Source organism: Streptomyces sp. NPDC050759, from assembly GCF_044456945.1.
GTDB lineage: Bacteria > Actinomycetota > Actinomycetes > Streptomycetales > Streptomycetaceae > Streptomyces.
On record NZ_JBITGI010000002.1, the window covers coordinates 820,358 to 840,574 of the forward strand.

Annotated in this window: 16 protein-coding genes; 5 read left to right on the top strand and 11 right to left on the bottom strand. The window is 69.6% G+C overall.

Features of this window, described 5'->3' with window-relative positions:
• Positions 1-2: 2 nt before the first annotated feature.
• Genes ACIBJB_RS09450 through ACIBJB_RS09460 form a run of 3 tightly spaced genes read right to left on the bottom strand, consistent with a single transcriptional unit; the run spans position 3 to position 3,084 of the window.
• Entirely contained in the window at positions 3-833 is an 831-nt protein-coding gene (locus ACIBJB_RS09450) for a carbohydrate ABC transporter permease (RefSeq protein WP_398928213.1), read from the bottom strand.
• A complete protein-coding gene (locus tag ACIBJB_RS09455; protein ID WP_398928215.1) occupies positions 830-1,771 on the bottom strand; it encodes a carbohydrate ABC transporter permease in 942 nt (313 codons plus the stop codon). The genes ACIBJB_RS09450 and ACIBJB_RS09455 overlap by 4 nt, the downstream gene beginning before the upstream one ends.
• The gene (locus tag ACIBJB_RS09460) at positions 1,771-3,084 is read right to left on the bottom strand and encodes an extracellular solute-binding protein (protein WP_398928217.1); all 1,314 of its coding nucleotides are present in this window, start codon (positions 3,082-3,084) and stop codon (positions 1,771-1,773) included. The genes ACIBJB_RS09455 and ACIBJB_RS09460 overlap by 1 nt, the downstream gene beginning before the upstream one ends.
• A 163-nt stretch (positions 3,085-3,247) precedes the next feature.
• Here ACIBJB_RS09460 and ACIBJB_RS09465 point away from each other — a divergent pair, with 163 nt between their 5' ends.
• The 4 genes from ACIBJB_RS09465 to ACIBJB_RS09480 all read left to right on the top strand — a co-directional run bounded on the left by ACIBJB_RS09465 (position 3,248) and on the right by ACIBJB_RS09480 (position 10,118).
• A complete protein-coding gene (locus ACIBJB_RS09465) occupies positions 3,248-5,617 on the top strand; it encodes a glycoside hydrolase family 2 protein (RefSeq protein WP_398928219.1) in 2,370 nt (789 codons plus the stop codon).
• Positions 5,614-6,651 carry a LacI family DNA-binding transcriptional regulator gene (locus tag ACIBJB_RS09470; protein WP_398928221.1) on the top strand — a complete coding sequence of 346 codons (1,038 nt, stop codon included), beginning with the start codon at positions 5,614-5,616 and terminating at the stop codon, positions 6,649-6,651. Before ACIBJB_RS09465 ends, ACIBJB_RS09470 begins: the two co-directional genes overlap by 4 nt.
• Positions 6,652-6,768: 117 nt before the next feature.
• Positions 6,769-7,995 carry an acetyl-CoA C-acyltransferase gene (locus tag ACIBJB_RS09475; RefSeq protein WP_062036163.1) on the top strand — a complete coding sequence of 409 codons (1,227 nt, stop codon included), beginning with the start codon at positions 6,769-6,771 and terminating at the stop codon, positions 7,993-7,995.
• Positions 7,992-10,118, top strand: a complete 2,127-nt coding sequence (locus tag ACIBJB_RS09480) for a 3-hydroxyacyl-CoA dehydrogenase NAD-binding domain-containing protein (protein ID WP_398928223.1) — start codon at positions 7,992-7,994, stop codon at positions 10,116-10,118. Before ACIBJB_RS09475 ends, ACIBJB_RS09480 begins: the two co-directional genes overlap by 4 nt.
• Before the next feature lie 53 nt (positions 10,119-10,171).
• Here ACIBJB_RS09480 and ACIBJB_RS09485 read toward each other — a convergent pair whose 3' ends face one another.
• The 3 genes from ACIBJB_RS09485 to ACIBJB_RS09495 all read right to left on the bottom strand — a co-directional run bounded on the left by ACIBJB_RS09485 (position 10,172) and on the right by ACIBJB_RS09495 (position 12,162).
• The gene (locus ACIBJB_RS09485; protein ID WP_398928225.1) at positions 10,172-10,318 is read right to left on the bottom strand and encodes a hypothetical protein; all 147 of its coding nucleotides are present in this window, start codon (positions 10,316-10,318) and stop codon (positions 10,172-10,174) included.
• An 8-nt stretch (positions 10,319-10,326) separates the two neighbouring features.
• Positions 10,327-11,040, bottom strand: a complete 714-nt coding sequence (locus ACIBJB_RS09490; protein WP_398928227.1) for a hyaluronoglucosaminidase — start codon at positions 11,038-11,040, stop codon at positions 10,327-10,329.
• Between the two features lie 93 nt (positions 11,041-11,133).
• On the bottom strand, positions 11,134-12,162 hold the full coding sequence (locus ACIBJB_RS09495) for a hypothetical protein (protein ID WP_398928437.1): 1,029 nt from the start codon (positions 12,160-12,162) through the stop codon (positions 11,134-11,136).
• A gap of 70 nt (positions 12,163-12,232) precedes the next feature.
• Between ACIBJB_RS09495 and ACIBJB_RS09500 the strand changes: the two genes are divergently transcribed.
• Positions 12,233-12,598 carry an NTP pyrophosphohydrolase gene (locus ACIBJB_RS09500; protein WP_398928229.1) on the top strand — a complete coding sequence of 122 codons (366 nt, stop codon included), beginning with the start codon at positions 12,233-12,235 and terminating at the stop codon, positions 12,596-12,598.
• A 176-nt stretch (positions 12,599-12,774) separates the two neighbouring features.
• Here the strand turns inward: ACIBJB_RS09500 and ACIBJB_RS09505 are convergent, their stop codons facing one another.
• From ACIBJB_RS09505 to ACIBJB_RS09525, 5 genes are all read right to left on the bottom strand, one after another.
• Positions 12,775-14,205: an ArnT family glycosyltransferase gene (locus ACIBJB_RS09505; protein WP_398928231.1), complete on the bottom strand. Its 1,431-nt coding sequence runs from the start codon at positions 14,203-14,205 to the stop codon at positions 12,775-12,777.
• 73 nt (positions 14,206-14,278) lie between these two features.
• Entirely contained in the window at positions 14,279-15,778 is a 1,500-nt protein-coding gene (locus tag ACIBJB_RS09510) for an amino acid permease (RefSeq protein WP_398928233.1), read from the bottom strand.
• 136 nt (positions 15,779-15,914) lie between these two features.
• Positions 15,915-17,834 (bottom strand): 1-deoxy-D-xylulose-5-phosphate synthase, encoded by a 1,920-nt coding sequence (gene dxs / locus ACIBJB_RS09515; protein WP_398928235.1) that lies wholly within the window; start codon positions 17,832-17,834, stop codon positions 15,915-15,917.
• A 135-nt stretch (positions 17,835-17,969) separates the two neighbouring features.
• Positions 17,970-19,289 carry a sugar ABC transporter permease gene (locus tag ACIBJB_RS09520; RefSeq protein ID WP_398928237.1) on the bottom strand — a complete coding sequence of 440 codons (1,320 nt, stop codon included), beginning with the start codon at positions 19,287-19,289 and terminating at the stop codon, positions 17,970-17,972.
• Entirely contained in the window at positions 19,286-20,077 is a 792-nt protein-coding gene (locus tag ACIBJB_RS09525; protein ID WP_063805510.1) for an ATP-binding cassette domain-containing protein, read from the bottom strand. Before ACIBJB_RS09525 ends, ACIBJB_RS09520 begins: the two co-directional genes overlap by 4 nt.
• Positions 20,078-20,217 lie beyond the last annotated feature (140 nt).

Below are 20,217 nucleotides of genomic sequence, written 5' to 3' on the forward strand. Positions count from 1 at the left end.
GGTCATCTGGTCGCGCCTCGCATGAAACCGTTGTAGATGAACCTTTGCAGGCTCAGGAAGACGATCAGGGTCGGCAGGATCACCAGGACCGCTCCCGCCGAAATGACCTCCCAGTGGGCCGCGTAGGGGCCTCGGAAGCGGAACAGCGACGTCGAGATCACGCCAAGATCTTCCGAGGGCATGTAAAGGAAGGGGATGTAGAAGTCGTTGTAGACGGTGATGCCCTTCACGATCACCACCGTCGCGGTCGCCGGCTTCAGCAGCGGGAAGATGATCTTTCGGTAGATCGTGAAGGCGTTGGCGCCGTCCAGGCGGGCCGATTCGTCCAGGGAGACCGGGATCGAGCGGACGAACTGCAGGAAGATGTAGATCGAGACGATGTCCGTGCCCATGTAGAGGGCGATCGGGGCCCAGAGGCTGTCGAACATGCCGAAGCTGTTGACGATCTGGAACGTGGCCACCTGGGTGGTGACGCCGGGGACCAGGGCGGCCGTCAGGAAGAGCGCCACCACCAGTTTCTTGAAGCGGAAGGTGAAGCGGTCGATGGCGTAGGCCGTCATCGAGCCGATGAGGACCGTGCCGCCGATCGAGATGAGCAGGATGATCGCCGTGTTGGTGAAGGCGGAGAGCATCTCGCCGTCCTGGAACGCCGTCACGTAGTTGTGGAAGTTCAGCAGGTCGTGCGGGAGCTCGAGGGCACCGCTCGTGTTCGCCATCTCCTTCTCGGACTTGAGGGAGGTCAGGAGGACGACCGCGAGCGGAAGCAGGACGACCAGGGTCGCGGCGATCAGCGAGAAATGGACGAGGGCGCGGGCGATCGTACGGCGTGTCATACGAGGTCCACCTTGTCGTCGGGGACCAGGCGCCGCTGCACCCAGGTCACCAGCAGGATGATCAGCAGGAGGACGACGGCGGCCGCCGAGGCCAGGCCCGTCTTGTTGAAGCGGAAGGCCAGGTTGACCGTCTGGATCACGAAGGTCTCGGTGCCCGTCGCGCCGCCGGTCATGATGTACGGGATCTCGAAGACCGACAGCGAGCCGGAGATCGAGAGGATCACCGTCAGCGTCAGGACCGGTTTGATGCCCGGCGCGATGATGTGGCGGAACTGGTGCCAGCGGCCCGCCCCGTCCAGCTCCGCGGCCTCGTACAACTCCCCCGGGATGGACTGGATCGCGCCCAGGAAGAGCACGAAGTTCAGGCCGAGATAGCGCCAGATCGAAACGCCGGCCAGCGAGGTGTTCGCGGAGACCGGGGTGCCGAGCCAGGCGTGGTCGGTGTGCACTCCGAACAGGCTCAGCACCGAGTCGAGGGTGCCGCCGTCCTGGAAGAAGTAGAGGAACACGAAGCCGATCGCGACGCCGTTGATCAGGTACGGGAAGAAGAGCACGCCCTTGAAGAAGTTCCGGAAACGGACGTTGAAGCTCAGGATCGTCGCGAAGTAGAGCGCGAGGACGATCTGGACCACGGAGGCGGCGAGGTAGTAGCCGCTGACCCAGAAGACCTCGAAGAGATCCGGGCGGGTGAACACCTCCCGGTAGTTCTCGACGCCCGTGGAGTGCAGTTCGGGGCTGACGCCGTCCCAGTCGGTGAAGCTGTACGCGATCATGTTGGCGATCGGCGCGTAGGTGAAGGTGATCAGCAGGGCGAGCGGCGCGATCAGGAACAGCCAGGGGGTCACGCCCCGCCAAACGCGGGTCCGGCGCGTGGGCGGTGCCGGGACGGGGGCGGCCGGGATCACCTCCACGGCCGCCTTCTGTGTCGTGTCCGTCATCAGGACCCCAGGTTCTTCTGGGTGTCCGTCCAGCGCTTGCTGAGGTCGGCGAGGAAGTCGTCGAGGCTGCCCTTGCGGGCGCCGCGGGCGAGGTCGACGAGCTTCTGGCGGTACTCGGGGGCGTAGAGGCCGACCTCTGACTCGTTGTCGATCTGCTTGACCTTCGCGCCCTGGGCGTCGTCCAGTTCGATGAACTTCACGCCCTGGTCCTCGTACGGTTTCAGGACCGACGGCAGCGGCGCGTCCTTGAGCGGGGAGAGGGCGAGGTTGTCCTCGACATAGCCGGACTTGTCGGTGAACCAGTCGATCCAGGCCCGGGCCGCCTCCTTGTGCGGGGAGTGGACGTTGACCGCCTGGTTGTAGTCGGGGGCGATGGTCGCGCAGAACTTCCCGTCCGTCTGGGCGGGGAAGGGCATGAAGCCGATGTCGTCGGGGTTCACGCCGGCCTTCTTCGCCGCGTCCTGGAACTGCACGATCGCCCAGGTGCCGAGCCACTGCGTGGCGATCTCACCCTTGGCGGTGCGGGGCTTGGACTCCTCCCAGTTGCTGGTGGTCGGGTCCTTCTCGATCAGCCCCTCGTGGACGATGTCGTACAGGAGCTGGTCGCCGACGCGCAGGTCCGCTCCCTTCGCCCAGGGGTCGCCCTCGGCGAGCTTGTCGGTCGCCTTCGGGTCACAGGTCACCGCGCCGTCAACGGACGTCCACGAGGACAGCGGCCAGCCGGCCGAGAAGTTGGTGTAGTACGGGATCGCGTCGGTCTTGGCCTTGATGGCCTTGAGGTCGGCGACGAACTCGGCCGGGGTGGTGGGCCATTCGGTGACCCCGGCCTCCTTCCAGATCCGCTTGTTGTAGACGAACCCGGGGCTCACGGCGACGGGGCTCTGCCCGTACACCTTGCCGTCGACGGCGGTGAAGTCGGTGAAGCGGTACTTCTTGGCGCGCTCCTCCTGGGTGCCCAGCGAGGCGAAGAACCTCGGGTAGTCGCTCTTCTTGATGACGGCCGGGATCAGCAGGACATCGCCGTAGTTCTCGGTGTTCATCCGGATCTTGACCTCGGCCTCGTAGTCCGTGATGCCCTCGAACTCGACCTTCACCTTCGGATAGGTCTTGCTGAACTCGGCGGCGTACTTCTTCAGCGTGCCGTCCTGCACGAGGTCGGTGCGGACGGTGAGGACCTTGATGGTGCCGGTGACCTTCGACGGGTCGTCAGGCGCCTTGGCGTCGGCGCCCTTCGACGACCCACCGGTGCCGGTGCACCCGGGGATCAGCAGGGCGGCTCCCACGACCATGGCCAGGGCTGTACGGCGGTTCATGTGCATCAGCTCCGTTCAGGGGACGGACGAGCACGAGCGGGTTGGCTGGTTCGGTACTCTGACAACGTTTTCTTAACCGGTAAAGTCCCTATCTCGCCAACGATGCCAGCCATGCCAAAAGGTGTCCGCAGCACAGGACTTGATCGGTTTAGGGAGTGTGTACATGCTTCAGGCCACACCGCTCACCGAGGGATGGATCCTGCGACACTCCGACGGCACGGTGGACGAACTCCCCGCTGTCGTACCGGGATGCGTGCACACCGATCTGCTGGCGGCGGGAGTCATCCCGGATCCCTTTCTCGGGCGCAACGAGACCGAGGTCGCGTGGGTGGGGCGGCGGGACTGGACCTACGAGACCGACCTCGTGCCCGTGAACGGGCATGAGCAGACCGACCTCGTCTTCGACGGTCTGGACACCGTGGCCGAGATTCATCTGGACGGCCGGCTCCTGGGCCGGACGAGGAACATGCACCGCTCGTATCGGTTCGACGTGACCGGCATGTCCGGACGGCTCGCCGTGCGGTTCGTGTCCGCCTACGCCGAGGCCGAGGCGGTGCGCGGGAAGCTGGGTGAGCGGCCCGCCGCGTATGCCGAGCCGTATCAGTACCTCCGCAAGATGGCCTGCTCGTTCGGCTGGGACTGGGGGCCCACACTGGTGACGGCCGGGATCTGGCGGCCGGTGCGCCTCGAGCGGTGGTCGACGGCCAGGATCGCCCGGGTGCGGCCGCTCGTGACCGTCGGCGAACAGGGCCTGGGCGTCGTGGAGTTGGCTGTCGAGGTCGAGCGGGCCCGGGTCGAGGCGCCGCTGAGGGTCGAGGCTTCCGTGGGCGGGGTGCGGGCGAGCGCTTCCGTTGACGGCACCGAGGGGGTCGTACGCCTCGAAGTGCCCGACGTGGGGCTGTGGTGGCCGCGTGGGTACGGTGAACAGCCTCTGTACGACGTCGAGTTGACGCTTGTGCACGAGGGCCGCCCGCTGGACGTGTGGCGGCACCGGGTCGGCTTCCGTACCGTCGAGCTGGACCGCGCGGCCGACGCACACGGCACCGGGTTCACCCTCGTCGTCAACGGCGAGCGGCTCTTCGCGCGCGGCGTGAACTGGATCCCGGACGACGTGTTCCCCTCCCGGATCACCCGTGAGCGGTACCGGGAGCGCCTGGGACAGGCGGCCGAGGCCGGGGTGGACCTGGTGCGGGTCTGGGGCGGCGGGATCTACGAGAGCGAGGACTTCTACGACGCCTGTGACGAGCTCGGGCTGCTGGTCTGGCAGGACTTCCCGTTCGCGTGCGCCGCCTACCCGGAGGAGCAGCCGCTGCGGGGCGAGGTGGAGGCGGAGGCCCGGGAGAACGTCGTACGGCTGATGCCGCATCCCTCGCTCGTGCTGTGGAACGGCAACAACGAGAACCTGTGGGGGTTCCGGGACTGGGGATGGGAGGAGCGACTCGTCGGGGACTCCTGGGGCGAGGGGTACTACCTGGGCGTACTGCCGCGGGTGGTGGCCGAGTTGGACCCCACGCGGCCGTACACGGCGGGGAGTCCCTGGTCCGGGTCGTGGGAGCACCACCCGAACGATCCGGCGCACGGGACGCACCACTCCTGGGAGGTGTGGAACCGGGAGGACTACGCCGAGTACCGCGCTGAAGTGCCGCGATTCGTGGCGGAGTTCGGCTGGCAGGCACCGCCCGCGTACGCCACGCTGGCGCGTGCGCTGCCCGGGGAGGTACTCGCGGCGGACTCCCCCGGCATGCTGCACCACCAGAAGGCCGACGACGGCAACGGCAAGCTGCGCCGCGGACTGGAACGCCATTTCGCGTTTCCCGAGGGGGACTTCGACCGCTGGCACTACCTCATGCAGGTCAACCAGGCGCGGGCCGTGGCCGCCGGGATCGAGCACTGGCGGTCGCACTGGCCGGTGTGCGCGGGGACAGTGGTGTGGCAGCTCAACGACTGCTGGCCGGTGACGAGTTGGGCCGCGATCGACGGGGACGGGCGGGAGAAGCCGCTGTATCACGAGCTGCGGCGCCTGTACGCGGACCGGTTGCTGACGCTGCGGGGGCGGGTGTTGGCCATCGTCAATCAGACGGCCGAGGAGTGGGCGGGTGCCGTGCGGCTGCGGCGGATGTCGGTCGAGGGGACGGTGATCGGCGAGGCGGACGTGGAGTTCCGTGCGGGGCGGCGGGCCGTCGCCGAGGTGTCGGTGCCGCGGGAGCTGGACCCGGTGGGGCCGAAGGAGTTCCTGGTGGCGGACGCGGGCGGGCTGCGGGCCGTGCACTTCCCTGCGCCGGACCGTGAAATCCCGTACCCGCAGCCCGAGTTCGACGTGGCCGTGGCGCCGGGGGCCGTGACCGTGACGGCACACACTCTCGTACGGGATCTGCTGCTCCAGGCGGACCGGCTGGATCCGGCGGCGCGGGCCGACCGGGGGCTGGTCACGCTGTTGCCCGGGGAGCGGGTGACCATCGGGGTCAGCGGCTGGGAGACTCCTGATCCGGACGCCGCCCGGTCCGCCCTGTACTGCCTGGAGCCCAGCCGATGACAGCCCAGCCGGCCTCGCGCGTCACGATCAAGGACGTCGCCGCGCGCGCCGGTGTGTCCAAGGGGGCCGTCTCGCTCGCCTTCAACCACAAGCCGGGGCTGTCGGAGGCGACCCGGGACCGGATCTTCCGGGCCGCGCAAGAGCTGGGCTGGGCGCCGAACCTCACGGCACGGACGCTGGCCGGGTCGCGGGTGGACGTGGTGGGTCTCGCGATCTGCCGGCCGGCCCGGCTGCTGGGGCTCGAACCCTTCTACATGGAGTTCGTGTCGGGCGTGGAGAGCGTGCTGATCGAGCGGAACTGCTCGCTGCTGCTGAGACTCGTACGGAACGTGGAGGAGGAGGTCGGGCTGCAGGAGTCGTGGTGGCGGGGACGGCAGGTCGGGGGGTCGATCCTGGTCGACTTCCGGGCGGACGATCCGCGCGTCGCGGCGACCGAGCGGCTGGGCCTGCCGGTGGTGGCGGTGGGGCATCCCGCGTTCACCGGCAGCCTCACGTCCGTGTGGACCGACGACGCCACCGCCGTGACGGAGGCCGTGCGGTATCTGGCGGCGCTGGGGCACCGGCGGATCGCCCGGGTGGGGGGTGCGGCGGCGCTCGGGCACACGGCGATGAGGACGGCCGCGTTCGACGAGGCGGCGCGGAGCCTGGAGCTGGCGGGGGCCTGGCAGGTGACCACCGACTACTCGGGAGAGGCCGGAGGGCGGGCCACCCGGTCCCTGCTGACCGCCCCGCCGTCGGACCGGCCCACGGCGATCGTCTACGACAACGACATCATGGCGGTGGCCGGACTCTCCGTCGCGGCGGAGATGGGCCTGAGCGTTCCGCGCGACGTCTCCCTGCTCGCCTGGGACGACTCCCAGCTCTGCCGGCTCACCCATCCCACGCTCTCCGCGATGAGCCATGACGTGCACGGATTCGGCGCGGAGGCGGCTCGGACCCTGTTCGGGGTGATCACCGGGGAGGGGCCGGGTTCGCACCCCGTGCCCACTCCGGTCCTGACCCCGAGGGGCTCCACCGCGCCTCCCGCGGTGTGACCTTCGCCGCTCCGGCCTCCAGGGGTGGGCAGTCACGTTACTCATAAGTAGCATGGGTCTGAGCGCGCGCTCAGCGCATCGCAGCAGTGCAGATCCCGCATCTGGAGGAGAGCCATCGTGCCTCGTACCGTCAGGGACGTCGTCTTCGTCGACGGCGTCCGCACCCCGTTCGGCAAGGCGGGCCCGAAGGGCATCTACCACGAGACCCGCGCCGACGACCTCGTCGTGAAGGCGATCCGGGAGCTGCTGCGCCGCAACCCGGGTCTCGACCCCAAGAAGATCGACGAGGTCGCCATCGCCGCGACCACGCAGATCGGTGACCAGGGGCTCACCATCGGCCGTACCGCGGGGATCCTCGCCGGTCTGCCGCAGTCCGTCCCGGGCTACTCCATCGACCGCATGTGTGCCGGCGCGCTGACCGCCGTCACCACGGTGGCCGGTTCCGTGGCCTTCGGTGCCTACGACATCGCCATCGCCGGTGGTGTCGAGCACATGGGCCGCCACCCCATGGGCGAGGGCGTGGACCCGAACCCGCGGTTCGTGAGCGAGAAGCTGGTCGACGAGTCCGCTCTGTTCATGGGCATGACCGCCGAGAACCTGCACGACCGCTACCCGCACATCACCAAGCAGCGCGCCGACGAGTACGCCGTGCGCTCCCAGGAGAAGGCCGCCAAGGCGTACGCCAACGGCAAGATCCAGGCCGACCTGGTGCCGATCTCGGTGCGCCGCACCAACCCGGAGGCCGGTGAGACCGGCTGGGGTCTGGTGACGGCCGACGAGCCGATGCGTCCCGGCACCACCCTGGAGAACCTCTCCGGCCTGAAGACGCCGTTCCGTGTGCACGGCCGGGTCACCGCGGGTAACGCGGCCGGTCTGAACGACGGCGCCACCGCCTCCCTGATCGCGTCCGAGGACTTCGCCCGCGAGAACGACCTGCCGGTGAAGATGCGCCTCGTCTCGTACTCCTTCGTGGGTGTCGAGCCGGAGGTCATGGGCTACGGCCCGATCCCGGCCACCGAGAAGGCGCTCGCCCAGGCGGGCCTGTCCATCTCCGACATCGGCCTGTTCGAGATCAACGAGGCCTTCGCCGTCCAGGTCCTGGCCTTCCTCGACCACTACGGCATCGCGGACGACGACGAGCGCGTCAACCAGTACGGCGGCGCGATCGCCTTCGGTCACCCGCTGGCCTCCTCGGGTGTGCGTCTGATGACGCAGCTGGCCCGTCAGTTCGAGGAGCAGCCCGAGGTCCGCTACGGCCTGACCACCATGTGCGTCGGCTTCGGCATGGGCGCGACGGTCATCTGGGAGAACCCGAACCACAAGGACGCCGGAGGCAGCAAGTGAGCACCACTGAGCTCTTGAAGGGTGCGGCCGAGCTGTTCCCGGACGAGGTCGTCACCCAGGCCCACGTACGTCACCTGGACCTGCCGTTCAACGCGGGCCGCTTCGCACTCATCACGCTGGACAACGGCCTCGACCACACCAAGCCGACCACCTTCGGCCCGGCCTCGCTGGCGAACCTCAACACCGCCATCGACCAGGTCGAGAAGGAGGCCTCGGCCGGCGAGATCGTCGGTGTCGGCATCACCGGCAAGCCGTTCATCTTCGCCGTCGGCGCCGACCTCAAAGGCGTCGAGCTGCTCAAGGAGCACAAGGACGCGCTGGCCATCGGCAAGGGCGGCCACGAGGTCTTCAAGCGCCTCGCGGGTATCGCGGTGCCGACCTTCGCGTACTACAACGGTGCCGCGATGGGCGGTGGCGTCGAGGTCGGTCTGCACTGCACCTACCGCACGGTCTCCGCGGCCCTGCCCGCCTTCTCGCTCCCCGAGGTCTTCCTCGGTCTGGTCCCCGGCTGGGGCGGCTGCACCCTGCTGCCGAACCTGATCGGCGCCGACAAGGCCGTCTCGGTGATCATCGAGAACTCCTTCAACCAGAACAAGCAGCTCAAGGGCGCGCAGGTCTACGAACTGGGCATCGCCGACGCCCTGTTCGAGGGCGCGGACTTCCTGGAGCAGTCCCTGCTGTGGACGGCGTCCGTCCTCAAGGGCGAGATCGTCGTCGACCGCCCGGTGATCGACCGCGGCGAGGCCTGGGACCAGGCCGTCGCCAAGGGCCGTTTCATCGCGGACTCCAAGGTGCACGGGGCCGCTCCGGCCGCCTACCGCGCCCTCGACATCATCGCCAACGCCAAGAACGGCGACCTCCAGCAGGGCTACGACGCCGAGGACAAGGCCCTCGCCGACCTGATCATGGGTGGCGAACTGCGTTCCGGCATCTACGCGTTCAACCTGGTGCAGAAGCGCGGCAAGCGTCCCGCGGGCGCCCCGGACAAGAACCTGGCCCGACCGGTCACCAAGGTCGGCGTCGTCGGCGCCGGTCTGATGGCCTCCCAGCTCGCGCTGCTCTTCCTGCGCCGCCTCGAGGTGCCGGTGGTGCTGACCGACATCGACCAGGAGCGCGTCGACAAGGGTGTGGGCTACGTCCACGCCGAGATCGAGAAGCTGCTCGGCAAGGGCCGTATCAACCAGGACAAGGCCAACCGCCTGAAGGCGCTGGTCACCGGTGTGCTGGACAAGGCCGAGGGCTTCGCGGACGCGGACTTCGTCATCGAGGCCGTGTTCGAGGAGATCGGCGTCAAGCAGCAGGTGTTCGCGGAGGTCGAGGCGGTCGCCCCGGCGCACGCGATCCTCGCCACCAACACCTCCTCGCTGTCGGTCTCCGAGATGGCGTCGAAGCTGAAGAACCCCGAGCGGGTCGTGGGCTTCCACTTCTTCAACCCGGTCGCGATCCTCCCGCTCCTGGAGATCGTCCGCGGCGAGCAGACCGACGACGCGTCGCTGGCCACCGCCTTCGCCGTCGCCAAGAAGCTGAAGAAGACCGCGGTGCTGGTCAAGGACGCCCCGGCGTTCGTCGTGAACCGCATCCTCACCCGCTTCATGGGCGAGATCCAGAACGTCATCGACGAGGGCACCCCGGTCGAGGTCGCGGAGAAGGCGGTGGAGCCCCTGGGCCTGCCGATGTCTCCTCTCGTCCTCCTGGAGCTGGTCGGTCCCGCGATCGGTCTGCACGTCTCGGAGACCCTCAACCGGGCCTTCCCGGACCGCTTCACGGTCTCCCCGAACCTCGCGGCCGTCGTCAAGGCGGGCAAGCGCGGCTTCTACGTCTACGACAGCGGCAAGCCCGAGCTCGACCCCGAGGTCGCGGCGCTGCTCAAGCAGGGCGATGTCGTCCTGACCGAGGAGCAGGTCCGCGACCGCGTCCTCGACGCCGTCGCCCAGGAGATCGGGCTCATGCTCGACGAAGGTGTCGTCGCCGAGGCCCAGGACATCGACCTCTGCCTGATCACGGGCGCCGGCTGGCCCTTCCACCTGGGCGGCATCACGCCGTACCTGGACCGCGAGGGTGTCTCCGAGCGCGTGAACGGCAAGAAGTTCCTGGCTCCGGGCGTGGCGTCGGTTCCGGCGTAGCGACCGGTCGTACGACGGTGAAGAGGGCCTCCGCGGCGGCGGAGGCCCTCTTTTCACTCACCGGACGCGTCGGCCGCCGTCAGTCGCGCCCTCAACTCGGCGTTCTCCGTCTCCAGATGCGCGATCCGCTTGCGGGCGAAGTACAGCTCCATGACGGCGTCCTGGAACTCGGCGACGAGCTGTTCGGGGGTCAGTTCCATGGTGCCCCCTACGCCGGTGCCAGCTGCGTGACCTTGCCGCTGCCGCCCTTCCAGTACAGCGCGCCGCCCTGGGCGTAGAGGGAGCCACCGCCCAGCGCGGCGGGCGCGTTGCTCGGCGTGGCCGTGACGTCCGCGAGCCGTACGGCGCCCTCGGCGAGGATGGCGGACGCGGCGTCCTGGGCCACCTGGACGACATGGAGCTGGGACTGCGGGGTGTCGCCCCGGCTGACGCCGATGCCCACGCGGCCGCTGCCCTTGACGACCAGGTCGTCCAGTCCCTTGTTGTTGCGCAGGACCAGCAGGGCGCCCTTGGTCGCGCCGCTGGTGGCGGTGACGAAGATGCCCTGGGCGGCGGTGCCGCCGCTCTGGTCCGTGACGCCGTGCGTCAGGAGGTCGATGGACAGGGCGGAGCCGTCGGCGTCCGACCCGTCGGCGTAACCGTCGTGGGTGATCTTCACCGTGCCGCGGGCGTTCTCCACGCCGGTGACGTTCAGGGCCGAGGTCTGCGGGTTCTTCGAGGCCACGTTGAGTGCGGCGCCGGACCCGGAGGTGGCCGCCATGACGGCGGTGACCGCGTGGGCGGTCGTCGACTGGGTCCAGAACTGGGCGGGTGCCGTGTAGTCGGTGTAGTCACCCACCGCGACCGCCTCCGTGCCGTTGGCGGCGACGGTCACCGCCCCCGCCGTGAACGCGCCGAGGAACAGTCTTCGTCCCACTGCCATGGGAATCCCCCTTGTCCGTACCGGATTGGATCACCATTCCATCACGAACCCCGCACACACGTGCGACGCTTGGCTGTTCGAGTCCGGGGTCGCTCAGACTGCCCGCCAGGCCGCCAGCGCCAGTCCCGGCTCGTCCTTCTGCCGGGCGATCCGGAGCTCCCCGTCGGGGGTCACCGTGGCGGCGACGACACGGCCGTCCGCGTCCTCGGCGAGGGCCACGGCCGTGCCCACCGGCAACTGCGGCCCGGACTCCGTCCACCACAGGCCCGCCGACTCCTGCTCGGTCGGACACGCGGCGAAGGCGACCCGGCCGGAGGCCGAACGCTGGGCGAGCAGCGTGCAGTCGTGGCCGTCCAGAGTGCAGCGGAGCAGGGCCGCCGGGCCGGGACCGGCCGCCGCGAGCAGGGGGGTCGGCTCGGTGTCCGGGCGCCAGGCGTAGAGCATGCCCCCGGGGTCCGCGAAGAACAGCGTGGTGTGTTCCTTGGAGGTGGGCAGCGCGCTGAGGGTGCCCGGCTCGACCCGGACGGGCAGCGGGTCGGCCGGTACGGGAGGCGCGCCCGCCTCCTCCTGGAGCCAGCGCAGGATGCCGTCCGGGTTGGTGCCGTACAGCTCGACCCGGCCCGACTCCCCTGTCACGGCGGCCAGTTCCCCGTGCACGTCAGAGCCCTTGAGGTCGCACCAGGCGTTCCAGCCGCCGCGTTCCTTCTGGATGCGGACGTGCACGCCGGTGCCGCGGTTACCGACGAAGACATGCGCACGGCCCTCCGCGTCGACGGCCACGGCGGGGACGCCGGTGCGGGCACCCGCCCTGTCGGGGTGGCCGACCGGGCTCCAGTCGAGGGCGGCGAGGTGGACGCGGAAGTGGGTGGAGTGCACGAGGCCCGCTTCTTCGGCCTTGGTGGGGCGCCAGGAGACGAGGTGTGCGTAGCCGTCGGCGCCGTGTCCCACGGCGAGCCCGGGGTGCAGGCGCTGGTCGCCGCCGACCTTGCGCCAGGGCAGCCAGGTGTCGCCGCCCGGGCGGCGCTCCGCCCTGCACCACACGGCTTCGTCGCGGGTGGCGTAGACGCCGAGTCGGCCGTCGCGGGCGCGGATGAGCCAGTCGCCGTTCACTGTACGGACCATTGACACGGGCCCACTCTAATCGGGCGGCCGGTGCCGTCTTCGGGTGGGCCGGTCGTGGGACGCTGGGCGCATGAGTGACGTGCTGCTGGTCGTCGTGGATGCCGCGAATGTCGTCGGGTCGGTGCCGGACGGGTGGTGGCGGGACCGGCGGGGGGCGGCGGAGCGGTTGCGGGACCGGCTGGCGGTGGACGGGGTGCCGGGGCGGGACGGTGCGATGGAGATCGTGCTGGTGGTGGAGGGGGCCGCTCGGGGGGTGGAGTCCGTGCCGGGGGTTCGGGTGGAGTCGGCGGCGGGGAGCGGCGACGACCGGATGGTGGAGCTGGTGGCGGAGGCGGGTGAGCGTCCGGTGCTGGTGGTCACGGCGGACCGTGAACTTCGGCGGAGGGTCGGGGAGTTGGGGGCGGAGGTGGCGGGGCCGCGGACGGTTCGGCCATGAGGTGCGGGTACTGCGAGTGAGCGGCTGCGGGTCCGTCGTAGCTGGTCGCGCAGTTCCCCCGCGCCCCTGAGGTACGTGCACTGGACCCACCTTTAGGGGCGCGGGGCTGTATCGATATGCGGCTCCGCCGCGTGGGCGCGACCAGCCCCCACCGGCCCGCAGCCGACAACGCACCCCTACCGCCGTTTCACGTACAGCACCGCCCCCTCCACCGTCCCCACCTCCTCGTACCCCGCCGCCAACAACCGCCGGAGGCCCCGCACTCGTTCCGGCGCGTACGGCTTGCCGCGGGAGTCGTCCACCACCAGGGCCGCCGAGACCGCCTCGCGCCGGAACACCGGCCACGTACCCCGCACGGCATACCTCTCCCCCACCCGCCCGCCGTCCCGGCCCCCGCTGTAGTTCGTGAGGAGACCCGCCGTCAGATAGCGGGTGGCCGGGGCGCGGTCCGCCAGCCAGTACGTCTCCGGGTGCATCCCCCAGATCAGGACCGGATCTCCGGGCGGCGTACGGGACGACACCGCCTGCGCGACACGGCGTGCGTGGTCGAGGTCGGTGCGAGGGGCCAGCACACCCCACGTCAGGAACAGCGCGCACGCGCAGGCCGAGGTGAGCACCGCCGTGATCGTGCGGTCGTACGGCACCGCGCGAAGCGCCCCCGTGGCCAGGAGCGCGACCGGCGGGAGGAGTTGGAGGTAGTAGTGGCCGAAGAAGTGGAGGCCGAGCAGCACCGCTCCCGCCGACGCGAGCAGCCACAGCCACAGATCGGCGGTCGGCGCGCGCCGGGCCCGTACGACAGGCGCGATCAGTCCCGCGCAGGCCACCAGAACGATCCCGGTGTTGACCAATGCCCTTGTCAGTACGTGGAGTTCGGAGCCGGCCGGCGTCGCGTACGCGCCCGAACCCGTCACCGTCCAGAACAGGAAGCCGGCCGGGTCCGTCACCAGCGCCGCGCACAGCACCGGCGTCAACGCCCCCGCCACGAGCCGCTGCGCATCCCGGCGCCCCGCGCCCGAGGCGGCGTACAGCCAGAGCACGGGCAGCAGCACCGCCCCGCCCGTCTGCTTCGTGAGGAACGCGCACGCGACCGCCGTTCCCGCCGCGCCCCAGCGCCGCCGGTCCGCGCACCACATCGCGGCGGCCGTGCAGGGCAGGAGGAACACCTCGAAGGTCGCGGCCTGCGCGTCCTCGGGGTTCAGGCCGACGGAGATCAGCAGGTACAGCACTCCGGCGGTACGGCCGGAGGTGTCGCCCCAGCGGCGGCGGGCCAGGGAGGCCAGCAGGGCGGCGGTGAGGAGTTGGGCCAGGACCGCCAGGACCCGCACCCCGGCCAGCGTGCCGGAGCCCGTCACCGCGAACGCGGCCTCGTAGAGCCACGGCACGAGGGGCGGTTTGCGGTCGACGACCGTCTCGTAGAGCTGTCCGCCCTGCGCCAACAGCCGTGCCTGTACGGCGAGGTAGCCCTCGTCCGGGTTCCAGAGGGGACGCGTGAAGGACGGGATGCGCGTCACGCAGGCCAGGGCCGCGAGCGGGGGCAGCAGTCGGCTCCAGTACGCCGTACGGGAATCGGATACGGAAGGTGACGGGAGCAGGAGCTCTGCGGGCATGAGCGGCACGCTATCCGGCCCCGCACATCCTGACCGAACAGGACATACGGGGCCGGTGGGCGGAACGTATGTGTTACTGCGGGTTGTCGGCCGTCGCCGCCGTGCGCCGTCCGAGAAGGCTGTGGCTACGGCCGTAGAGGAAGTAGACGGCGAAGCCGATGACCATCCAGATCGCGAACCGCAGCCAGGTCTCGGTCGGCAGGTTGAGCATCAGCCAGAGGGAGGCCAGGACCGAGAGGATCGGGACGACCGGCACCCAGGGGGTGCGGAAGGCGCGGGGCAGGTCGGGGCGGGACTTGCGGAGGATGACCACGCCGATGGCGACCACCACGAACGCGAACAAGGTGCCGATGTTGACCAGTTCGGCGAGTTCGCTCAGGGGCGTGAAGCCGGCGACGATCGCGATGATCACGCCGAGCAGGATGGTCGGACGGTGCGGGGTCCTGAACTTCGGGTGGACGTGGGAGAAGAACGTCGGCAGCAGTCCGTCGCGGCTCATCGCGAAGAAGACCCGGGTCTGGCCCAGCAGCAGGATCATGCAGACCGTCGTCAGGCCGACCGCGGCGCCGAAGCTGATGAATCCCGCGAACCAGGGATGCCCGGTGGCCTTGAAGGCGTCGGCGAGCGGGGCCGTGATGGAGAGGTCGGTGTACTTCTGCATGCCCGTCACGACGATCGACACGGCGACGTAGAGGGTCGTGCAGATCAGGAGGGAGCCGAGGATGCCGCGGGGCATGTCGCGCTGCGGGTTCCGGGTCTCCTCGGCGGCCGTGGCCACGACGTCGAAGCCGATGAAGGCGAAGAAGACGACGGAGGCGGCGGTGAAGATGCCCATGACGCCGAAGTTGGAGGGCGCCCAGCCGAACATCAGCTGGATCAGCGGTGACTGGAGACTGTCACCGGCCGGCACCGCCTGCGCCTTCGGGATGAACGGGTCGTAGTGGTCGCCCTCGATGAAGAAGGCGCCGGCGATGATCACGGTCAGCACGACCGTCACCTTGATGGCGACGACGATCGAGGTCACGCGCGCGGAGAGCTTGGTGCCGAGCACGAGGATGCCGGTCAGCACCAGGACGAGCGCGGCGGCGAGGATGTCGAAGCCGAAGCCGTCGGCCCCGTCGCGGCTGCCGAGCGCCTCCGGCAGATGCCAGCCCGCGTTGTCCAGCAGCGAGGCGATGTAGCCGGACCAGCCGACGGACACCACCGCCGTGCCCAGCGCGAACTCCAGGACCAGGTCCCAGCCGATGATCCAGGCCGGCAGTTCGCCGAGGGAGGCGTAGGAGAAGGTGTACGCCGATCCCGCCACCGGGACGGTGGAGGCGAACTCGGCGTAGCAGAGCGCGGCGAGCGCGCAGACGACGCCGGCCACGACGAAGGCCAGGGCCACCGCCGGTCCGGCGTTGTTCTTGGCGACGGTGCCGGTCAGGACGAAGATGCCGGTGCCGATGATGACGCCGACACCGAAGACGGTCAGATCCAGCGCGGACAAGGACTTCTTGAGCGCGTGCTCTGGCTCCTCGGTATCGAGGATGGACTGCTCGACCTTCTTCGTCCGGAAGAGGGTGCTGCTCACGGGTACCTCCCACGCTGTGTCGTCCTCGACATGATCGAGAGGGGGCGTAGGTCGTATGCCCCGGCGCGGGCGGATTCACGCGAACGGGCCGGCCGTACCACTGTCACGAGTGGTACGGCCGGCCCATTCGGCCGTGTCAGTCGCGGGCGGGCTCCGCCTCGGCCGCGCTGTCGCTGTACCGGCCGTCCAGCTTGGAGACCAGGCCGGTGACCTGGCGGGCGATGTCGGGGGCGGTCAGGCCGATCTCCGCCATGACCTCGGCGCGGGAGGCGTGGTCGAGGAAGCGCGGCGGGATGCCGAAGTCGCGCAGCGGGACGTCGACGCCCGCGTCCCGCAGGGCCTGTGCGATCGCCGAGCCGACGCCGCCGACCCGGCTGTTGTCCTCGACGGTGACGACCACGCGGTGCCGCTCGGCGAGCGGGGCCATGGCCTCGTCGACGGGCTTGACCCAGCGCGGGTCGACGACGGTGGCGGAGATGCCCTGTTTGTCGAGGAGCGTGGCGATCTCCAGGCACATGGGGGCGAGGGCGCCGACGGAGACGAGGAGCACGTCGGGCGTGTCGGTCCCCGGCTCGCGCAGGACGTCCATGCCTCCGACGGTGCCCACGGCGGGTACGGCAGGTCCCACGACGCCCTTGGAGTAGCGCAGCACGGTCGGCGCGTCGTCGACCTGGACGGCCTCCCGCAGCTGGGCGCGCAGCTGTTCGGCGTCGCGCGGGGCGGCGAGCCGGAGCGTCGGGACGACCTGGAGCATCGACATGTCCCACATGCCGTTGTGCGAAGCGCCGTCGTCGCCGGTGACGCCGGCCCGGTCGAGCACGAAGGTCACCCCGCACTTGTGCAGGGCGACGTCCATGAGGACCTGGTCGAAGGCACGGTTGAGGAAGGTGGCGTAGACGGCGAAGACGGGGTGCAGGCCGCCGGTCGCGAGGCCCGCCGCCGACACGGCCGCGTGCTGCTCGGCGATGCCGACGTCGTAGATGCGCCCCGGGAAGGTGTCCGCGAACTTCTTCAGGCCGACCGGCTGGAGCATGGCCGCGGTGATGGCGACGATGTCCTCGCGCTCCCGGCCCAGCTTGACCATCTCGTCGCCGAAGACGGAGGTCCAGCTGGCGGCGGAGGCCTTGATCGGCAGGCCGGTGTCCGGGTGGATGGGGCCGATGCCGTGGAAGCGGTCGGCCTCGTCCTGCTCGGCGGGCTCGTAGCCGCGGCCCTTCTCGGTGAGGCAGTGCACGATGACCGGGCCGCCGAACCGCTTGGCGCGGGCCAGCGCCGACTCCAGCGCCTCGAGGTCGTGGCCGTCGATGGGGCCGACGTACTTCAGGCCGAGGTCCTCGAACATGCCCTGCGGCGCGATGAAGTCCTTGAGGCCCTTCTTGGCCCCGTGCAGGGTCTCGTAGAGCGGCCTGCCGACGACGGGGGTGCGCTCCAGCAGGTCCTTGCCGCGGGCGAGGAAGCGCTCGTAGCCGTCGGTGGTGCGCAGGGTGGCCAGGTGGTTGGCGAGGCCGCCGATGGTCGGCGCGTAGGACCGCTCGTTGTCGTTGACGACGATGACCAGCGGCCGGTCCTTGGCGTCGGCGATGTTGTTCAGCGCCTCCCAGGCCATACCGCCGGTCAGGGCACCGTCACCGATCACGGCGACGACGTGGTCGTCCCGTTCGAGCACCTGATTGGCCTTCGCGAGCCCGTCGGCCCAGCCGAGGACGGTCGAGGCGTGACTGTTCTCGATGACGTCGTGCTCGGACTCGGCGCGCGAGGGGTAGCCGGACAGCCCACCCTTGGAGCGCAGCCTGGAGAAGTCCTGCCGCCCGGTGAGCAGCTTGTGCACATACGCCTGGTGGCCGGTGTCGAAGAGCACCCGGTCCCTGGGCGAGTCGAACACCCGGTGCAGGGCGATGGTCAGCTCGACCACACCGAGGTTGGGGCCGAGATGGCCGCCGGTCTTGGAGACCGCGCCGACGAGGAAGCTCCTGATCTCCCCCGCCAGCTGGTCCAGCTCCTCAAGGCTGAGCCGGTCCAGATCACGCGGTCCCCTGATGCGGGTCAGCAGCGGCACCCGTGCCTCCTTGCAGTAGAGCTGATCGAGCTTTGCCGGGCGGGTCGAGTCTAATGTTCTACGAGAACAATCCTGCCCGGCACCTTGTGGGTGCCGGGCAGGAGGATCGACCTGGAGGGGCTGCCCCCTGCGGTGTTATCCGCGACCCGAGGCCTTCTGAGACCTTCGCGACACCGAGTCGATGACGACCGCGCCCAGCAGAACACCGCCGGTGATCATGTACTGGATCGAGGCGTTCATGTTCAGCAGGTCCAGACCGGTCGTGATGGACTGGATGACCAGCATGCCCAGGAGGGCGGACCACACCGAACCGCGGCCGCCGAACAGCGACGTACCGCCGATGACGGCCGCCGCGATGGCGAGCATCAGGGTGTTGCCGCCACCGGCGGACAGCGTCGCGCTCGCGGTCTGACCGGCGAAGAACATACCGCCGATCGCCGCGAACCCGCCGGAGATGGCGAAGACGGTGATCCGGACCATCGGCACGTTGATACCGGCACGACGGGCCGCCTCGATGCCGCCGCCGACCGCGAAGACCTTGCGGCCGTACGTGGTACGCCGCAGCACGAAGTCGACGATCACCAGCGCCGCCAGGAAGATCACCAGCGAGTTGGAGACACCGTTGGCGTTGTTGAGCACGGCGGCGGCCACGAAGGACGCCACCGCGAGGGCGCCGACGCGCACCAGGATCTCGCCGGTCGGCCGGAAGGGCACGCCCGCGGCCTTGCGGCGCCGCTGCTCGCCGAAGTTGCCGACGAGGGTCAGCACGACGGCGAGGCCGGCCAGCAGGTACCCGCCGATGATGGCCTGGTCCATGAAGAAGGAGTTCTGGCCGAGCAGGTGGACCGGACCGGAGTCGGACGGGATGTTGATGGTGCCGCTGGAGCCCAGCAGCCACAGCATCAGGCCGTTCCAGCCGAGGAGGCCGGCCAGGGTGACGACGAATGCCGGCACCCCGATCTTGGCGAAGAACCAGCCGTGCAGCGCACCGATGGCGAGACCTACGAGAATCGCCAGGAGCAGCGCCAGCCAGGCGTTCATGCCGTGCTGCACCACCCACACGGCGAACAGGGTGGAGGCCAGGCCGCTGACCGAGCCGACCGACAGGTCGATCTCGCCGAGCAGCAGCACGAACACCAGGCCGATGGCGATCATGCCGGTGGCCGACATGTAGTAGCTGATGTTGGAGAGGTTGTCGGCGCTCAGGAAGCGGTCGTTCTTGAACTGGAAGATCGCCCAGATGACGATCAGGCCGATCACGACCGGCAGCGAGCCCAGCTCACCGCCCTTGACCTTGCGCGTGAACTCGGTCCAGTAGCCCTTGAGGCCCTCTTCGCGGACCAGCAACCGGGGGTCGACCGTCGCGACCGGCGCGGCGGTGGGATCGTCGGCGGGGGCGACCGTGGTCTGGCCCTCGGCGGCGTCCGCCTTGGAAACCTTGGATGTGTCGCTCACTTCGCGGCCTCCGTGCTGCGACGCCCCGCACGACGGGTCACGGCGTTGTCCGTGGCACCCGTGATGGCGGAGATGATCTCTTCCTGACTGGTGTCCTTCACCGAGAAGGACCCGTTGTTCCTGCCCAGTCGCAGCACGGCGACGGTGTCGGCGACGGCCTTCACGTCGGCCATGTTGTGGCTGATGAGGATGACGGCGAGGTTGCGCTCGCGCAGCCGCTCGACCAGGTCGAGGACCTGTGCGGTCTGCTCGACACCGAGGGCGGCGGTGGGCTCGTCCAGGATCACGACCTTGGGGTCGCCGATCAGGGCGCGTGCGATGGCGACGACCTGACGCTGACCGCCGGAGAGGCTCGCGATCGGGATGCGCACACTCGGGATGCGGATGGAGAGCGTGCTCAGCAGTTCGCGGGCCTTCTGCTCCATCGAGACCTCGTCGATGATGCCGCGGCGCAGCAGCTCGCGTCCGAGGTAGAGGTTGCCCACCACGTCGAGGTTGTCGCACAGGGCGAGGTCCTGGTAGACCGTCGCGACGCCGAGTCCCTGGGCGTCGTGCGGCTTGTTGATGCTGACCGGGCTGCCGTCCCACTCGATGATGCCCTCATCGATGGGATGCACACCGGCGATCGTCTTGACCAGCGTGGACTTTCCGGCGCCGTTGTCGCCGACGAGGGCGACCACTTCACCGGCGTGGACCTCCAGTTCGACATCGGTGAGGGCCTGCACCGCACCGAATCGCTTGGAGACTCCGCGCAACGCCAGCACGGGCGTAGCGGACACGTTAACCATCTCCTTCGCCGCCTGACCGGCGGGGATGCCGCGCTTGGGGTAAGGCGCGGAGGGGTTTGTGCTTTTAGCACTTACTCACGAGTTGTGCTGTCAGCACGGATTTACAATTCGAACATGCGCGCGACCGATGCCTCTTGGCA